The sequence below is a fragment of the Salmonella sp. A29-2 genome (assembly GCF_020150755.1).
Classification (GTDB): domain Bacteria; phylum Pseudomonadota; class Gammaproteobacteria; order Enterobacterales; family Enterobacteriaceae; genus Salmonella; species Salmonella enterica.
In genome coordinates, this window is record NZ_CP083731.1 from 459438 (window position 1) to 477129 (window position 17692).

Consider the following 17692-nt stretch of genomic DNA (forward strand, 5'->3'; position numbering starts at 1 on the left):
TGATGGAAACCTATGCTGTTTTTGGAAATCCGATTGCGCACAGCAAATCGCCATTTATTCATCAGCAATTTGCTCAGCAGCTAGATATTGTTCACCCCTATGGTCGCGTGCTGGCCCCTATTAATAATTTCATTAATACGCTTGATGCCTTTTTCGCGGCAGGGGGAAAAGGCGCAAACATCACAGTACCTTTTAAAGAGGAGGCGTTTGCGCGATCGGATGAGTTAACGGAACGAGCATCGCTGGCGGGAGCCGTCAACACATTAAAACGGCTGGAAGATGGTCGTTTGCTTGGCGACAATACTGACGGTATCGGTTTATTAAGCGATCTCAAACGTTTAAATTTTATCCGCCCAGGATGGCGTATTTTGCTGATTGGCGCGGGCGGCGCATCCCGGGGCGTGCTGTTACCTCTGCTTTCTTTGGATTGCGCGGTCACTATCACTAACCGTACAGCTTCACGTGCCGAAGCGTTGGCGAAAATCTTTGCTCATACCGGCAGCGTTCATGCCATGGATATGGACAAGCTGGATGGTTGTGAGTTTGACCTGATTATTAATGCGACCTCCAGCGGCATACGGGGCGAAATCCCGGCGATTCCGGCGTCACTTATTCACCCTTCCCTCTGTTGCTATGACATGTTCTATCAAAAAGGGAATACGCCATTTCTCTCCTGGTGTGTACAACAGGGCGCAAAACGCTACGCAGATGGGCTGGGAATGCTGGTGGGGCAGGCTGCACATGCCGTTTTGCTTTGGCACGGTGTATTACCGCAGGTCGAGCCAGTGATTGAGCTGCTACAGCAGGAATTATTAGCGTGAACCAGGCCATACAATTTCCTGATCGCGAAGAATGGGATACTGCCGCCAGCGCTGTCATCTTTCCCGCCCTGGTTAATGGGATGCAACTCACGTGTGCAATAAAAAAAGATGTACTGGCGTATCGCTTTGGTGGAGAAACAGCGGAGCAATGGCTGACCATTTTTCGTGAGTATCGCTGGGACCTGGAAGAAGAGGCTGAAGCATTAATCCTGGCCCAGCAGGAAGACGATCACGGTTGGATATGGTTATCCTGAGAAAGATAGTCGTCTTTCCATTTTACATAGTTATTGGCAGAGTACTGCAGGCCCGATCTCTCAGCATCGCTTAGGGGGCGGATCTGTTTTACCGGACTGCCAAGATATAAATAGCCACTTTCCAGCCGTTTGTGCTGTGGCACCAGGCTTCCCGCGCCAATCATTACGTCATCTTCTATTATCGCGCCATCCAGCACAATGGAGCCCATACCGACCAGTACGCGGTTACCGATGGTACAGCCGTGCAGCATAACTTTATGGCCAACGGTAACGTCTTCGCCAATGATTAATGGGTTGCCGTGTGGATTGGATGGAGACTTGTGGGTTACGTGAAGAACGCTGCCATCCTGAATGTTCGTACGAGCCCCTATCGCAACGTAATTCACATCGCCGCGAATCACCACAAGCGGCCAGATCCCGACATCATCCGCCAGACGGACATCGCCAATAACCACGCTGCTGGTATCGATCATCACGCGCTGACCGATTTCAGGAAAAAGATCCTTATAAGGACGTAATGTGTCAGACATGTCTACCTCATCATAAATGAATAGTCATGAAGACTTTGGTTGCTTTAATGGCGTTGTGCAAGGGGAGATAGCATCAAAAAATCGCCACTTTGCGCAGGAATGGAGCGAAAGGGATGAAAAATCAACAAACAGAAAAAAAGATCCAAAAAACGCTTGTGCAAAAAAATGGGATCCCTATAATGCGCCTCCATCGACACGGCGGATGTGAATCACTTCACACAAACAGCCGGTCGGTTGAAGAGAAAAATCCTGAAATTCAGGGTTGACTCTGAAAGAGGAAAGCGTAATATACGCCACCTCGCAACGGTGAGCGAAAGCCGCGTTGCACTGCTCTTTAACAATTTATCAGACAATCTGTGTGGGCACTCGAAGATACGGATTCTTGACGTCCTCGGACGAAAAATGAATACCAAGTCTCAAGAGTGAACGCGTAATTCATTACGAAGTTTAATTCTTTGAGCATCAAACTTTTAAATTGAAGAGTTTGATCATGGCTCAGATTGAACGCTGGCGGCAGGCCTAACACATGCAAGTCGAACGGTAACAGGAAGCAGCTTGCTGCTTTGCTGACGAGTGGCGGACGGGTGAGTAATGTCTGGGAAACTGCCTGATGGAGGGGGATAACTACTGGAAACGGTGGCTAATACCGCATAACGTCGCAAGACCAAAGAGGGGGACCTTCGGGCCTCTTGCCATCAGATGTGCCCAGATGGGATTAGCTTGTTGGTGAGGTAACGGCTCACCAAGGCGACGATCCCTAGCTGGTCTGAGAGGATGACCAGCCACACTGGAACTGAGACACGGTCCAGACTCCTACGGGAGGCAGCAGTGGGGAATATTGCACAATGGGCGCAAGCCTGATGCAGCCATGCCGCGTGTATGAAGAAGGCCTTCGGGTTGTAAAGTACTTTCAGCGGGGAGGAAGGTGTTGTGGTTAATAACCGCAGCAATTGACGTTACCCGCAGAAGAAGCACCGGCTAACTCCGTGCCAGCAGCCGCGGTAATACGGAGGGTGCAAGCGTTAATCGGAATTACTGGGCGTAAAGCGCACGCAGGCGGTCTGTCAAGTCGGATGTGAAATCCCCGGGCTCAACCTGGGAACTGCATTCGAAACTGGCAGGCTTGAGTCTTGTAGAGGGGGGTAGAATTCCAGGTGTAGCGGTGAAATGCGTAGAGATCTGGAGGAATACCGGTGGCGAAGGCGGCCCCCTGGACAAAGACTGACGCTCAGGTGCGAAAGCGTGGGGAGCAAACAGGATTAGATACCCTGGTAGTCCACGCCGTAAACGATGTCTACTTGGAGGTTGTGCCCTTGAGGCGTGGCTTCCGGAGCTAACGCGTTAAGTAGACCGCCTGGGGAGTACGGCCGCAAGGTTAAAACTCAAATGAATTGACGGGGGCCCGCACAAGCGGTGGAGCATGTGGTTTAATTCGATGCAACGCGAAGAACCTTACCTGGTCTTGACATCCACAGAACTTTCCAGAGATGGATTGGTGCCTTCGGGAACTGTGAGACAGGTGCTGCATGGCTGTCGTCAGCTCGTGTTGTGAAATGTTGGGTTAAGTCCCGCAACGAGCGCAACCCTTATCCTTTGTTGCCAGCGATTAGGTCGGGAACTCAAAGGAGACTGCCAGTGATAAACTGGAGGAAGGTGGGGATGACGTCAAGTCATCATGGCCCTTACGACCAGGGCTACACACGTGCTACAATGGCGCATACAAAGAGAAGCGACCTCGCGAGAGCAAGCGGACCTCATAAAGTGCGTCGTAGTCCGGATTGGAGTCTGCAACTCGACTCCATGAAGTCGGAATCGCTAGTAATCGTGGATCAGAATGCCACGGTGAATACGTTCCCGGGCCTTGTACACACCGCCCGTCACACCATGGGAGTGGGTTGCAAAAGAAGTAGGTAGCTTAACCTTCGGGAGGGCGCTTACCACTTTGTGATTCATGACTGGGGTGAAGTCGTAACAAGGTAACCGTAGGGGAACCTGCGGTTGGATCACCTCCTTACCTTAAAGAAGCGTACTTTGCAGTGCTCACACAGATTGTCTGATGAAAAGTGAATAGCAAGGCGTCTTGCGATTGAGACTTCAGTGTCCCCTTCGTCTAGAGGCCCAGGACACCGCCCTTTCACGGCGGTAACAGGGGTTCGAATCCCCTAGGGGACGCCAGCGTTCAAACTGATGAGGTCAAACCTCCAGGGGACGCCACTTGCTGGTTTGTGAGTGAAAGTCACCTGCCTTAATATCTCAAAACTGACTTACGAGTCACGTTTGAGATATTTGCTCTTTAAAAATCTGGATCAAGCTGAAAATTGAAACACAGAACAACGAAAGTTGTTCGTGAGTCTCTCAAATTTTCGCAACACGATGATGAATCGTAAGAAACATCTTCGGGTTGTGAGGTTAAGCGACTAAGCGTACACGGTGGATGCCCTGGCAGTCAGAGGCGATGAAGGGCGTGCTAATCTGCGATAAGCGCCGGTAAGGTGATATGAACCGTTATAACCGGCGATACCCGAATGGGGAAACCCAGTGTGACTCGTCACACTATCATTAACTGAATCCATAGGTTAATGAGGCGAACCGGGGGAACTGAAACATCTAAGTACCCCGAGGAAAAGAAATCAACCGAGATTCCCCCAGTAGCGGCGAGCGAACGGGGAGGAGCCCAGAGCCTGAATCAGCATGTGTGTTAGTGGAAGCGTCTGGAAAGGCGCGCGATACAGGGTGACAGCCCCGTACACAAAAGCGCATGTGCTGTGAGCTCGATGAGTAGGGCGGGACACGTGGTATCCTGTCTGAATATGGGGGGACCATCCTCCAAGGCTAAATACTCCTGACTGACCGATAGTGAACCAGTACCGTGAGGGAAAGGCGAAAAGAACCCCGGCGAGGGGAGTGAAAAAGAACCTGAAACCGTGTACGTACAAGCAGTGGGAGCACAGGTTTACCTGTGTGACTGCGTACCTTTTGTATAATGGGTCAGCGACTTATATTCTGTAGCAAGGTTAACCGAATAGGGGAGCCGGAGGGAAACCGAGTCTTAATTGGGCGTTAAGTTGCAGGGTATAGACCCGAAACCCGGTGATCTAGCCATGGGCAGGTTGAAGGTTGGGTAACACTAACTGGAGGACCGAACCGACTAATGTTGAAAAATTAGCGGATGACCTGTGGCTGGGGGTGAAAGGCCAATCAAACCGGGAGATAGCTGGTTCTCCCCGAAAGCTATTTAGGTAGCGCCTCGTGAATTCATCTCCGGGGGTAGAGCACTGTTTCGGCTAGGGGGCCATCCCGGCTTACCAACCCGATGCAAACTGCGAATACCGGAGAATGTTATCACGGGAGACACACGGCGGGTGCTAACGTCCGTCGTGAAGAGGGAAACAACCCAGACCGCCAGCTAAGGTCCCAAAGTCATGGTTAAGTGGGAAACGATGTGGGAAGGCCCAGACAGCCAGGATGTTGGCTTAGAAGCAGCCATCATTTAAAGAAAGCGTAATAGCTCACTGGTCGAGTCGGCCTGCGCGGAAGATGTAACGGGGCTAAACCATGCACCGAAGCTGCGGCAGCGACACTGTGTGTTGTTGGGTAGGGGAGCGTTCTGTAAGCCTGCGAAGGTGTCCCGTGAGGGATGCTGGAGGTATCAGAAGTGCGAATGCTGACATAAGTAACGATAAAGCGGGTGAAAAGCCCGCTCGCCGGAAGACCAAGGGTTCCTGTCCAACGTTAATCGGGGCAGGGTGAGTCGACCCCTAAGGCGAGGCCGAAAGGCGTAGTCGATGGGAAACGGGTTAATATTCCCGTACTTGGTGTTACTGCGAAGGGGGGACGGAGAAGGCTATGTTGGCCGGGCGACGGTTGTCCCGGTTTAAGCGTGTAGGTGTGTGTTCCAGGTAAATCCGGTTCACTTTAACACTGAGGCGTGACGACGAGGCACTACGGTGCTGAAGCAACAAATGCCCTGCTTCCAGGAAAAGCCTCTAAGCATCAGGTAACATCAAATCGTACCCCAAACCGACACAGGTGGTCAGGTAGAGAATACCAAGGCGCTTGAGAGAACTCGGGTGAAGGAACTAGGCAAAATGGTGCCGTAACTTCGGGAGAAGGCACGCTGACACGTAGGTGAAGTGATTTACTCATGGAGCTGAAGTCAGTCGAAGATACCAGCTGGCTGCAACTGTTTATTAAAAACACAGCACTGTGCAAACACGAAAGTGGACGTATACGGTGTGACGCCTGCCCGGTGCCGGAAGGTTAATTGATGGGGTCAGCGCAAGCGAAGCTCCTGATCGAAGCCCCGGTAAACGGCGGCCGTAACTATAACGGTCCTAAGGTAGCGAAATTCCTTGTCGGGTAAGTTCCGACCTGCACGAATGGCGTAATGATGGCCAGGCTGTCTCCACCCGAGACTCAGTGAAATTGAACTCGCTGTGAAGATGCAGTGTACCCGCGGCAAGACGGAAAGACCCCGTGAACCTTTACTATAGCTTGACACTGAACATTGAGCCTTGATGTGTAGGATAGGTGGGAGGCTTTGAAGTGTGGACGCCAGTCTGCATGGAGCCGACCTTGAAATACCACCCTTTAATGTTTGATGTTCTAACGTGGACCCGTAATCCGGGTTGCGGACAGTGTCTGGTGGGTAGTTTGACTGGGGCGGTCTCCTCCTAAAGAGTAACGGAGGAGCACGAAGGTTGGCTAATCCTGGTCGGACATCAGGAGGTTAGTGCAATGGCATAAGCCAGCTTGACTGCGAGCGTGACGGCGCGAGCAGGTGCGAAAGCAGGTCATAGTGATCCGGTGGTTCTGAATGGAAGGGCCATCGCTCAACGGATAAAAGGTACTCCGGGGATAACAGGCTGATACCGCCCAAGAGTTCATATCGACGGCGGTGTTTGGCACCTCGATGTCGGCTCATCACATCCTGGGGCTGAAGTAGGTCCCAAGGGTATGGCTGTTCGCCATTTAAAGTGGTACGCGAGCTGGGTTTAGAACGTCGTGAGACAGTTCGGTCCCTATCTGCCGTGGGCGCTGGAGAACTGAGGGGGGCTGCTCCTAGTACGAGAGGACCGGAGTGGACGCATCACTGGTGTTCGGGTTGTCATGCCAATGGCACTGCCCGGTAGCTAAATGCGGAAGAGATAAGTGCTGAAAGCATCTAAGCACGAAACTTGCCCCGAGATGAGTTCTCCCTGAGACTTAGAGTCTCCTGAAGGAACGTTGAAGACGACGACGTTGATAGGCCGGGTGTGTAAGCGCAGCGATGCGTTGAGCTAACCGGTACTAATGAACCGTGAGGCTTAACCTTACAACGCCGAAGATGTTTTGGCGGATTGAGAGATGATTTTCAGTACTGATTCAGAGTTGAGTACGCAATAATTTGCGCAGCGGCAAGGCGGCAAGCGAAGGAAAGGAAGGCGCATACAGAAGTATGTGACTGACTTTGCGAATGCAGGCAACGCCGCTGATGCGATAAAGAATTGCGTACTGAGCATAAAAGAATTTGCCTGGCGGCACTAGCGCGGTGGTCCCACCTGACCCCATGCCGAACTCAGAAGTGAAACGCCGTAGCGCCGATGGTAGTGTGGGGTCTCCCCATGCGAGAGTAGGGAACTGCCAGGCATCAAATTTAGTGTGCTGATATGGCTCAGTTGGTAGAGCGCACCCTTGGTAAGGGTGAGGTCCCCAGTTCGACTCTGGGTATCAGCACCACTTAATACGGTTAAAGTTCGGCATTTGAAAAAGAATTTGTCTGGCGGCAGTAGCGCGGTGGTCCCACCTGACCCCATGCCGAACTCAGAAGTGAAACGCCGTAGCGCCGATGGTAGTGTGGGGTCTCCCCATGCGAGAGTAGGGAACTGCCAGACATCAAATAAAACAAAAGGCTCAGTCGAAAGACTGGGCCTTTTGTTTTATCTGTTGTTTGTCGGTGAGTAGTCTCCTGAGGAGGACAAATCCGCCGGGAGCGGATTTGAACGTTGCGCAGCAACGGCCCGTAGGGTGGTGGGCAGGACGCCCGCCATAAACTGCCAGACATCAAATAAAGCAAAGGGCCCAATCGAAAGACTGGGCCTTTTTGCATTTATCTCTCTATGGAAAAAGTTATCGGATAATGACGCCGACGCGTTTTAAACATCTTCGTAGAGTGGATAAAAACCGTTTTAGTCAACGTGATTTCCCGCCATATATCCGCCTGAACCATCGAATGTGAACCGTGCTGAAGTAGATGTACAAACGGCTTTTACTTACGCCTCTAATAAGCAATAGAGATATTCGCTGAGGACTAAGAATCTGGTCCATTAGGCTATTTTATTTGCCAGTTTGGCCCTGGGACAGTGCTCAAAATCCTCATGTATTACGTGTATGCTCCGGTTTATATCCAGACTGTCTGTAATAATTTATGCCTAATGACCACGCTCTAAGTCTTACTGTATAAAGCGTGTTTGTAATGCGGCTTACGATGCTATCAAGCTACAATTTTGTCTGCATCGGACAAGGAATAGAATAAATACCATCGGGATGGGCGAGTAAGAAAAGAGAGCGTTTTATCGTGTTAACTTTCGGGGGATAGGCTGAATAGATTACGTCGCTGAGTATCCTTACGACCTTTATATTATTACTGAAAGCGCGGCATTGCCGCGCCTGCATGTATCATTTAGAAAGCGCAATGATACCCATCGTCAACCCTGCTACCGCCGCAGCGCCGCCAGCAATAGCGCCTGCTGTCTCCCAGTTATCCTGCGTTGTACCTTTCATACATGTATTGGTATGAACCAGTCGCCCTTGATCGTCATAAACCGGTACGCAGGGAGAATCATGTGCACAACCTGCCAATAAGGTGGTAAGCAATGCAACTGGAATTAGTCTTTTCATGGTGTTACCTCATTAATCAGCGTTTCGCGAAGTACAGCAACGTAAATGCTGGCTCTAACCGCTGCGAAAACGAGAGTTATTTTACCACCACAGAAAAAATGGCCGACATGAGGAATCATCTCAATTCATGTGAATTGTAAAAACTATGGAGAATGCAGAGGTAAGCGGAGAGGGGGAATAGCGGAGATAAAGACGTACCGTTTAAAAAGGCGTCCGAAGACGCCTCTGTTTACCGGTTAATCATGATGGCGATTAAATCGGCGTTTTACAACAACGAAGAATACTGGCACGAAGAAAATAGCTAATAAAGTTGCGGTTAACATTCCCCCCATAACCCCTGTGCCTACTGCGTTCTGTGCACCACTACCTGCGCCACGACTGATAACTAACGGCATTACCCCGAGAATAAAAGCCAGCGAGGTCATTAGAATAGGACGTAAACGCATACGGGATGCTTCCAGCGTCGCTTCAATCAATCCACGTCCTTCTTTCTCCATGAGATCTTTGGCGAACTCGACAATCAGGATGGCGTTTTTAGCAGAAAGGCCAATAGTGGTTAACAAGCCAACCTGGAAGTAAACGTCATTGTTCAGACCGCGCAATGACGCTGCAAGCAGAGCGCCAACCACGCCGAGCGGTACGACCAGCATTACCGAGAACGGAATTGACCAGCTTTCATACAGAGCGGCAAGGCAGAGGAAAACGACAATGAGTGAGATTGCGTACAGCGCCGGCGCCTGGTTACCTGACAACCGTTCCTGATACGACATACCTGTCCAGTCATAGCCAATACCGTTTGGCAGCTGTGAAGCCAGGTTTTCCATTAACGACATGGCTTCACCGGTACTTCGTCCGGGCGCTGCTTCACCGAGCAGTTCCATTGACGGCATCCCGTTATAGCGTTCCAGGCGTGGCGAACCATAAATCCACCGTGCTGAGCTAAAGGTAGAGAAGGGCACCATCTCGCCATTAGCGCTGCGAACATAAAGATTGTTGATATCTCCCGGCAGCATACGGAACTGAGCGTCAGCCTGAACGTATACTTTTTTCACTCGTCCGCGATCGATAAAGTCGTTAACGTAATAGCCGCCCAACGCCGCGGAGATGGTTTCGTTGATATCAGACAGCGAAACACCGAGCGCCTGCGCTTTTTCTTGATCGACATCCAGCTTGAACTGTGGCGTGTCTTCCAGCCCGTTCGGGCGTACGCGCACTAATAGATCAGGATGCTTCGCGACCATACCCAGGAGTTGATTACGCGCTTTTGTTAACGCATCGTGACCGAGTCCTCCCTGATCAATCAGTTCAAAGTCGAAACCTGTCGCGGTACCTAACTCGACAATTGCCGGCATGTTGAAGGGGAACACCAACCCGTCGCGAATCTGGCTGAAGGCGCGTGTCGCTCTGGCGATAACGGCTTCGACGCTATTTTCTTCACCGTTACGCTCTTCCCAGGGTTTAAGGCTGACAAATGCCATCCCTGAGTTTTGTCCCTGACCGCTAAAGCTAAAGCCGTTTACGGTAAACACGCTTTCGACGTTCGCTTTTTCATTATTCAGGTAGTAATGAGTGACTTGATCCAGCACTTTCTGCGTACGTTCTTGCGTAGCGCCAGAGGGGAGCTGAATCATGGTCAGGAATACCCCCTGATCTTCTTCCGGCAGGAAGGAGGTCGGGAGGCGTAAAAACAGAACCGCCATTCCGACTACAATAAGTAGATAGATAATGAGATAGCGACCCGTATTACGCACGATGCCGCTTACGCTGTTAGTATAGTGGTTAACGCTGTGGTCAAACCTGGTATTGAACCAGCCAAAGAAGCCGCTTTTTTTCTCGTGATGTTCAGCAGATACGGGTTTAAGCAGCGTAGCGCATAGCGCTGGCGTCAGAATCAACGCAACCAGAACGGATAGCGCCATTGCTGAAACAATAGTAATAGAGAACTGGCGATAAATTGCCCCGGTCGAGCCGCCAAAAAAGGCCATCGGGATAAATACTGCAGACAGTACCATCGCGATACCTACCAGCGCTCCCTGAATCTGCGACATGGATTTTTCCGTCGCCTCTCGGGGAGAAAGGTTATCCTCCATCATTACACGTTCAACGTTTTCTACGACCACTATCGCATCGTCAACCAACAGCCCTATCGCCAGTACCATACCAAACATCGTCAGGGTATTGATGGAATAGCCAAAGGCGGCGAGTACCGCAAAAGTGCCTAGCAACACGACAGGAACAGCGATGGTAGGAATCAGGGTTGCCCGGATATTCTGTAAGAACAGATACATTACCAGGAACACCAGAATAATCGCTTCAAACAGCGTTTTTACCACTTCGTGGATAGATATTTTTACGAAGGGCGTTGTGTCATAAGGATAAACCACCTTCATTCCCTGGGGGAAGAAAGGCTGCAGTTCCGCCAGTTTCGCTTTGATTGCGGTTGCGGTATCCAGCGCGTTAGCGCCGGTCGCCAGTTTAATACCGAGACCGGAGGCCGGTTTACCGTTAATGCGCGCTACAACGTTATAGTTTTCACCGCCAAGCTCAATACGCGCGACATCTTTGAGATGGACGACAGAGCCGTCGGTATTGACGCGCAACGTAACTTTGCCGAACTCTTCCGGATCTTTCAGACGCGTTTGGGCGATGATTGAGGCGTTAAGCTGCTGGCCCGGTAATGCTGGCGTGCCGCCCAGTTGGCCTGCCGCAATCTGGTCGTTCTGTACTTTTAACTGGTTGATGACGTCAACTGGCGTGAGCTGGTATTTATTTAGCAGATTCGCATCCAGCCAGATACGCATGGCGTACTGTGCGCCAAATAGCTGAACGTCGCCCACACCATTCAGACGGCTGATAGAGTCCTTAATGTTAGAGGCGACATAGTCAGAGATGTCGTCCTGGGTAGTGTTCGGATTATCCGAGACGAACCCGGCGACCATCAAAAAGCTGCTGCTGGACTTTTCAACGCTAATCCCCTGCTGCTGGACTTCTTGCGGCAGTAAAGGCGTGGCGAGCTGCAATTTATTTTGCACCTGAACCTGCGCGATATCCGGATCGGTTCCGGACTGGAAGGTCAGGGTGATGGTCACGCTACCAGCAGAGTCGCTGGTAGAGGACATATACATCAGGTTATCGATACCGTTCATATTTTGTTCGATAACCTGAGTGACCGTATCCTGTACCGTCTGCGCATCCGCGCCAGGATAGGTTGCAGAAATAGAAACCGCTGGCGGCGCAATGGTTGGATACTGCGCAACGGGAAGTTGCATTATTGCCAGTGCGCCAGCCATCATCAGGATAATGGCCAGAACCCAGGCGAAAATAGGACGTCTAATAAAAAAGTTTGCCATGTACGGTTACCTTATTGCGCCGTTTTCGCTGCAGGAGCATCGGTAGTGGCTTTCACCTGGACGCCCGGTCGCGCTTTTTGTAAGCCGCTGACGATGACCTTATCGCCCGGTTTTAACCCTTCGCTGATGAGCCATTTATCGCCAATAGCCTGCGCCGCCACGACATTGCGGGCTTCGACCTGGCTTTTATCGTTAACCACCATCACCATTGCGTCGCCGCGCGGCGTGCGGGTTACGCCCTGCTGGGGGACAAGGATGGCATTAGGCTGGACGCCTTCATCAATGCGGGCGCGAACAAACATACCGGGAAGCAGACTGTGTTGCGGGTTAGGGAAAACCGCCCTGAGCGTGATAGAGCCGGTGCTTTCATCTACGGTAACGTCGGAAAATTGCAGCGTGCCTTTAATCGGGTAGACCTGACCATTTTCCATTACCAGTTGAACCGTGCTACTGGCACTGTCTTTATGCAGGTTACCTTGTTCGACGGATTGCTTGAGTCGCATAAAGTCGTTGCTTGATTGCGTCACGTCGACATAAATCGGGTCGAGTTGCTGCACGGTAGCCAGTTCAGTTGACTGACCATTAGTCACCAGCGCGCCTTCAGTCACATTAGATTTTCCTATACGCCCGCTGATGGGTGAGGTGACTTTGGTATACGCAAGGTTAATACGCGCGCTTTCAACAGCGGCTTTTGCCGCCACAACGGCGGCATCGGCCTGGCGGGCGTCGGCAATCGCCTGATCATATTCCTGTTGGCTGATATATTTTGTGCCGACCAGTGGAACATAGCGTTTGACCGTCAGGTGCGCGATAGCCGCAGCCGCTTCGCTTTTAGCAAGTTCGCCTTTAGCGCTGTCATAATCGGCCTGATAAGTGGCAGGATCGATCTGATAAAGCGACTGCCCGGCCTCTACATCGCTACCTTCGGTGAAGTTTCTTTTAAGCACGATCCCGCTCACCTGGGGGCGAACCTCCGCAATGCGAAATGCGGACGTACGTCCGGGAAGTTCGGTCGTTACGGCTAGCGGCGCTGTTTCGACCACGTGGACGGTGACTTGCGGCTCGCCGGCATGAGCCTGGGTATCTCCCTGGTCATTACAACCGGCCAGCAGCGCAGCAGAGAATATGATGAATGAGGGCAGGAGTGAAAACCTGGCATGTTTCGTCATTACTGTTCCTTAAAAAACCGAAAGCTCGTTATTCACCGGATAACGGTAAGGCGTTAACGCGCGAAAAATAGAATAGCAGTGGGGTATCCTACAAATTATTAGCTTGTGATGTAAGCAATACTTATTTTGGGATGGGGTTCACGGCACATAAAAGCAAAAAAAAAGAACTATTCCCTGTCGTTTCATAATGTCCCGATTAGTAAAATCATGATGTTGAATAACATAAATAGAAATATATATTTTATATGAATATGTTTTATTAATTTATTTGTTTTTATTATTGATTTGGCGATATTGTGCGAAATAAAAATGGCTGTCTCTCGTCTGACTAAAAAGGACATGATAAAGTTGTTTTTTGTGCTGAGTATTTTATCAGCGTATTTATCGTTTTTATGGTCCAGGATATCTTAATTATGGCGAAGAAAACGAAGGCGGATGCGCTTAAAACGCGGCAACATTTGATTGAAACCGCTATTGCGCAGTTCGCTTTGCGCGGCGTTGCCAACACGACGTTGAATGATATCGCTGATGCCGCTGATGTCACGCGGGGCGCCATCTACTGGCACTTTGAGAATAAAACGCAGTTGTTTAATGAGGTTTGGTTACAGCAACCACCTTTACGCGAACTTATTCAGGATAGGCTTACGGGATGCTGGAATGATAATCCTTTACAGGATCTACGAGAGAAATTTATTGCAGCCTTACAATATATTGCGGCAGTGCCTCGTCAGCAGGCATTAATGCAGATTTTATATCATAAATGTGAATTCCATAATGGTATGATATCGGAACAGGCCATTCGGGAGAAGATTGGTTTCCATCATCAGTCGCTGCTTGAAGTATTACAGCGATGTATGGATAAAAAGCTGATCTCAGGCAGTCTTGATCTGGATGTCATATTAATTATTCTGCATGGTAGTTTTAGCGGAATAGTAAAGAACTGGTTAATGAATCCCACAAGTTATGATCTTTATAAGCAGGCGCCTGCATTAGTCGATAATGTATTAAAAATGCTAAGCCCGGATGGCAGTGTGAGGCAATTAATGCCAAATGAACAACAGGCGGAAGAAGCCTGAGATTATTTTGAGTTGATATTATATATTGGCCTTGTGAATATATTGGCAGGGTCCCGAATATCGCGAGCAATTTCCTCTGCCGTACGCGGCTTGCCAAGCAGGAACCCCTGAAGCGTATGGCATCCTAACTGGGTCAAAAATTGTTGCTGTGTTTCATTTTCTACCCCTTCTGCCACAATTTGCAGATTTAACGCTTTCGCCAGCGCGACAATAGCCGCAACAATGGTCGCGCCGTCGCCTGCCTCGCTGAGTTCATGTACGAAAGCGCGATCAATTTTTAGTTCGCACGCCGGAAGACGTTTCAGATAGAGAAGGCTGGAATAACCGGTGCCAAAGTCGTCAATAGAGGCCTTAACCCCCATTTCCGTTAATCTGGTGAGTATAGCGACGCTTTGCTCTGGCTTGTTCATCGCCGTGGTTTCGGTGATTTCCAGAATCAATAAATCGGGACGGATACTGTGTCGGGCCAGGCTCCGCGTAATGGTGTCCACAAGCCCGGGCTGCTCAAATTGTAAGGCGGACAGGTTTACCGCCACTGACCATAAGGCGTATCCCTGTAAGTGCCACTCGCGGAGCTGTCGACACGCCTCGTCTATCACCCAGCTACCGATAGTGACGATAAGACCCGTTTTTTCCGCCAGCGGTAAAAACTGGTCAGGATTCAGTACGCCTTGTTTTGGATGATACCAGCGCAACAGGGCCTCAAATCCTACAATAGGGCCGGCAGGAGCCTGAAATTTAGGCTGATACACCAGCCTGAGCTCTTGTCTTTCCAGCGCCAGCCACAGGTCATTCATTAGCTGAAGTTGGGTTTGCGCCAGCATATTCATTGATGGCTGAAAGAAATGGTATCCGTTACGCCCTGTATGCTTCGTGTGGTACATCGCGGCATCGGCGTTGAACATCAGTTCCCGTTCGTTTTTTCCGTCCAGCGGATAGAGCGCTATTCCCACGCTAAGGGTGACGACCAGTTCATACGGATCTATCGTAAAGGGCGCATCTATCGAATGTACCAGCGCGCTGGCAAGGGAAGCCGCTTCGTCAGGCGCGCTGACTTCTGCAAGCAGCACAAATTCGTCGCCGCCAATCCGCGCCAGGGTAAACTGACCGCTCAGCGGGTGGTTCAGACGATGCGTGACCGCTACCAGTAGCTTATCGCCAATATCATGACCATAAGCGTCATTAACGGCTTTAAAGCCATCCAGATCCATAAACAGTAGCGCGAAAGACGTGCCTTCCCGATTCGCTTTGCTGATGGCCTGTTCCAGACGATCCTCAAGGAGTACCCGGTTTGGTAAACGGGTGAGCGTATCATGCAGCGCCAACTGCGCCAGTTCCTGGTTCGCCTGCGCCAGTGAAGAGGCAAGTAGTGCGGTACGGGCCTGAAGCCGGGCGTCAAATAAAGAAACCAGCAGAGTAATGCCCAGGATAGTCAGCGCGACCACGCTGACAAGAACAGCCAGCCAGTTGCTATCGACGCCACGATGCTCCATCGGCCAGTTTTGGGGAAAGTGTGCGGCCTTCATACCGGCGTAATGCATGCCGGCGATAGCTATCCCCATTAATACCGCGGCGCCTGCTCGCCTCAGGGCGACATCTGTTCCCTCATGACGCAGGCGGAACGTGAGCCACAGCGCGCCGCAGGACGCCAGTAGCGCGATAATGATAGAGAGGGCAACCCACGCGCTATTCCAGACGATAATGGAAGCAAATTGCAGCGCCGCCATCCCGGTATAATGCATTGCGCTGATGCCCAGTCCCATCACCAGCGCGCCCGGCAGTAAACGGCGCAGGCGCAGTTTTTCAGCGCTGACCAGCCATAGCGCAAACAGGGAGGAGCCGATCGCGATCAGCATGGAGAGGCCGGTGAGGAACGGATCGAAGCGCATGTTCATCGCGTGATCCATCGCCAGCATCCCGACAAAATGCATCGCCCAAATACCGACGCCCAGCGCGAAGCCGCCGCCCATTAGCCATATTCTGGCGTTTGATCGGGCGCTTCCGGCTACGCGTCCGGCCATATTTAATGCGGTATAGGACGCAAAAATAGCGACAGCAAATGAAACCGCCACAAGGATGTGGTTGTACTCACTAACCGGCATGTATCATTAGCTCATTGGTTATGCAGGAAAAGAAAAGGACGAGACAGTATCACCCCTTCTTTTATCCTCAACGTGTTTTAATTCCCTGTTTTTATAAGGGATAAAAGAAATCCGGGTGATAAATAATCATAGGTTAAATCGCCCGGTTCGCTACTCCAGATCGGTACAATTGATCAATTTGAGAGGGTTAACCGAATCCATGTTTCGGCACTTATCCTGTTCAGTTGCCATCAATTCGATCCATTGCATCAAAAGCGCATCAAAAAGAAAAACGGAGACGGCAAAAACAACCAGCCACCAATACTTACGTATCATCGTCAAATCCTGTGTATTCATGCCCATGCGTGCTGGGAATATACATGAAATTTTGACGCTGAAAAGCGGACTTACAATGCTTTTACTTCTCTGAAGATAGCGCGTTTATCCCGACATTTCGCTGCTTTTTGGACAGGTTTTGTGTTTTTCTCTTTTTGACTTTTGCAAGTTCATTTTCTGAATAATGCGAAGTGACGCTCAATCTTCTGAGCCCCATTTTTACGTACTCATTATTGAGTTCAATACCGATAAACTTACGACCTGACGCCGCTGCGACAGCGCCTGTGGTGAAACTGCCCGCGAAAGGGTCCAATACGGTATCGCTCGGGTTAGAAGAGGCCAGTATGATCCGTTTTAACAGCGCGCTGGGCTTTTGCGTAGGATGGTTTTCATATTCATCCATCAGATAACGTACGCGAGGAAATGACCAGACGTTGCCCGGCACTTTTTTCTGATTGTATGGTTGGGGCGGGTTTTTTCGATAATCGATTAGCGCGCGCTTAGCGCCCGTGGTGGTCTCGACCAGAATCGCGTCACGGTTAAAGGTATAGCTTTTCGGGTTCTTTACCATCATCAGGATCGGTTCATACATAGAACCAAAGTATTTTTTCGCCTGCACCCCGGAACTATCATAGGACCAGACGATACGGCTTTTGATGGTAAAAAGCGTTCGGCATTTGAGATCGATATACGGCATATTTTCTGTGCTATTCATGATGTACATGGTGCCGTGTTTCTTCAGTACGCGGTGGCACTCATCAATGCATTCATACAGCCAGGCCAGAAAAGACGCTTCGTCCCAGGATTCGACCATACCGTCGAAATCTTTTCCGATATTGTAAGGCGGATCGGCAAAAATTAAGTCAATGCTTTCAGAAGGCAGTTTTTTAAGTTCTGTTAGCGCGTCACCGTGAATAATCTTCTTCGATTCATCGCCAAAGTACTGAGGTTCACATTCCGCTTTCATGACCAAATTCCATGTGATGCGTATAAAAAAGGCGCTTCCCCATGCCGAGTAGCGCCTTTTTAAACAAGCAGTTAGCTAATCGAAATTAGTTCATGCCGTACTGTCAGATTAGCTGTTTTCATGCTTTGAGGTGGTTTTTATATTTTATTTAAAATCAATTGGTTATATGAAATTATGACTGTATATTGTTCCAGTGCTTTTTGTTGTTTATGCTATTATGCAAGCAATT

General features: G+C 50.3%; 11 protein-coding genes, 2 tRNA genes and 4 rRNA genes. 10 read left to right on the plus strand and 7 right to left on the minus strand.

Translation table 11 applies throughout. The annotated features are described in order from the left end of the window. Positions 1-2: 2 nt before the first annotated feature. Together aroE and K8W53_RS02200 are read left to right on the plus strand one after the other, a co-directional pair. Positions 3-821, plus strand: coding sequence for a shikimate dehydrogenase (gene aroE / locus K8W53_RS02195; RefSeq protein ID WP_000451202.1), 819 nt, complete (start codon positions 3-5; stop codon positions 819-821). Further along, on the plus strand, positions 818-1075 hold the full coding sequence (locus K8W53_RS02200; RefSeq protein WP_001070576.1) for a DUF1488 domain-containing protein: 258 nt from the start codon (positions 818-820) through the stop codon (positions 1073-1075). Before aroE ends, K8W53_RS02200 begins: the two co-directional genes overlap by 4 nt. Here the strand turns inward: K8W53_RS02200 and K8W53_RS02205 are convergent. Next, entirely contained in the window at positions 1051-1605 is a 555-nt protein-coding gene (locus K8W53_RS02205) for a gamma carbonic anhydrase family protein (RefSeq protein WP_001285635.1), read from the minus strand. The two genes, K8W53_RS02200 and K8W53_RS02205, sit on opposite strands and share 25 nt — an antisense overlap. A gap of 113 nt (positions 1606-1718) precedes the next feature. Between K8W53_RS02205 and K8W53_RS02210 the strand changes: the two genes are divergently transcribed. The 7 genes from K8W53_RS02210 (at position 1719) to rrf (K8W53_RS02240) (ending at position 7478) form a co-directional block, all read left to right on the plus strand. Continuing rightward, entirely contained in the window at positions 1719-1871 is a 153-nt protein-coding gene (locus tag K8W53_RS02210; RefSeq protein ID WP_000795911.1) for a hypothetical protein, read from the plus strand. A gap of 206 nt (positions 1872-2077) precedes the next feature. After that, positions 2078-3619, plus strand: a 16S ribosomal RNA gene (locus K8W53_RS02215). Positions 3620-3704: 85 nt separating this feature from the next. After that, a tRNA-Glu gene (locus tag K8W53_RS02220) sits at positions 3705-3780 on the plus strand. A 232-nt stretch (positions 3781-4012) separates the two neighbouring features. Further along, positions 4013-6919: ribosomal RNA gene (locus K8W53_RS02225) — 23S ribosomal RNA — on the plus strand. Positions 6920-7117: 198 nt separating this feature from the next. After that, positions 7118-7233, plus strand: a 5S ribosomal RNA gene (rrf, locus tag K8W53_RS02230). Positions 7234-7247: 14 nt separating this feature from the next. After that, positions 7248-7323 (plus strand) — tRNA-Thr (locus K8W53_RS02235). Between the two features lie 39 nt (positions 7324-7362). Further along, a 5S ribosomal RNA gene (gene rrf, locus K8W53_RS02240) occupies positions 7363-7478 on the plus strand. Together the 16S, 23S and 5S rRNA genes with 2 tRNA genes alongside form the textbook arrangement of a ribosomal RNA operon. 784 nt (positions 7479-8262) lie before the next feature. Here the strand turns inward: rrf (K8W53_RS02240) and K8W53_RS02245 are convergent. The 3 genes from K8W53_RS02245 to K8W53_RS02255 all read right to left on the minus strand — a co-directional run bounded on the left by K8W53_RS02245 (position 8263) and on the right by K8W53_RS02255 (position 13003). Then, complete coding sequence (locus K8W53_RS02245) at positions 8263-8484, minus strand: membrane protein (protein WP_000825645.1); 222 nt, start codon at positions 8482-8484, stop codon at positions 8263-8265. Between the two features lie 236 nt (positions 8485-8720). After that, positions 8721-11834, minus strand: a complete 3114-nt coding sequence (locus K8W53_RS02250; protein ID WP_001273283.1) for an efflux RND transporter permease subunit — start codon at positions 11832-11834, stop codon at positions 8721-8723. 11 nt (positions 11835-11845) lie between these two features. Continuing rightward, positions 11846-13003, minus strand: coding sequence for an efflux RND transporter periplasmic adaptor subunit (locus K8W53_RS02255; protein WP_000160383.1), 1158 nt, complete (start codon positions 13001-13003; stop codon positions 11846-11848). Positions 13004-13416: 413 nt separating this feature from the next. Between K8W53_RS02255 and envR the strand changes: the two genes are divergently transcribed. Then, the gene (envR, locus tag K8W53_RS02260; protein WP_001085721.1) at positions 13417-14079 is read left to right on the plus strand and encodes an acrEF/envCD operon transcriptional regulator; all 663 of its coding nucleotides are present in this window, start codon (positions 13417-13419) and stop codon (positions 14077-14079) included. Positions 14080-14081: 2 nt separating this feature from the next. Here the strand turns inward: envR and K8W53_RS02265 are convergent, their stop codons facing one another. From K8W53_RS02265 to yhdJ, 3 genes are all read right to left on the minus strand, one after another. Further along, complete coding sequence (locus K8W53_RS02265) at positions 14082-16181, minus strand: putative bifunctional diguanylate cyclase/phosphodiesterase (protein WP_023224481.1); 2100 nt, start codon at positions 16179-16181, stop codon at positions 14082-14084. A gap of 150 nt (positions 16182-16331) precedes the next feature. Beyond that, positions 16332-16496: a DUF2556 family protein gene (locus tag K8W53_RS02270; protein ID WP_000620015.1), complete on the minus strand. Its 165-nt coding sequence runs from the start codon at positions 16494-16496 to the stop codon at positions 16332-16334. 82 nt (positions 16497-16578) lie between these two features. Then, positions 16579-17463, minus strand: a complete 885-nt coding sequence (gene yhdJ / locus K8W53_RS02275) for an adenine-specific DNA-methyltransferase (RefSeq protein ID WP_000642611.1) — start codon at positions 17461-17463, stop codon at positions 16579-16581. Positions 17464-17692 lie beyond the last annotated feature (229 nt).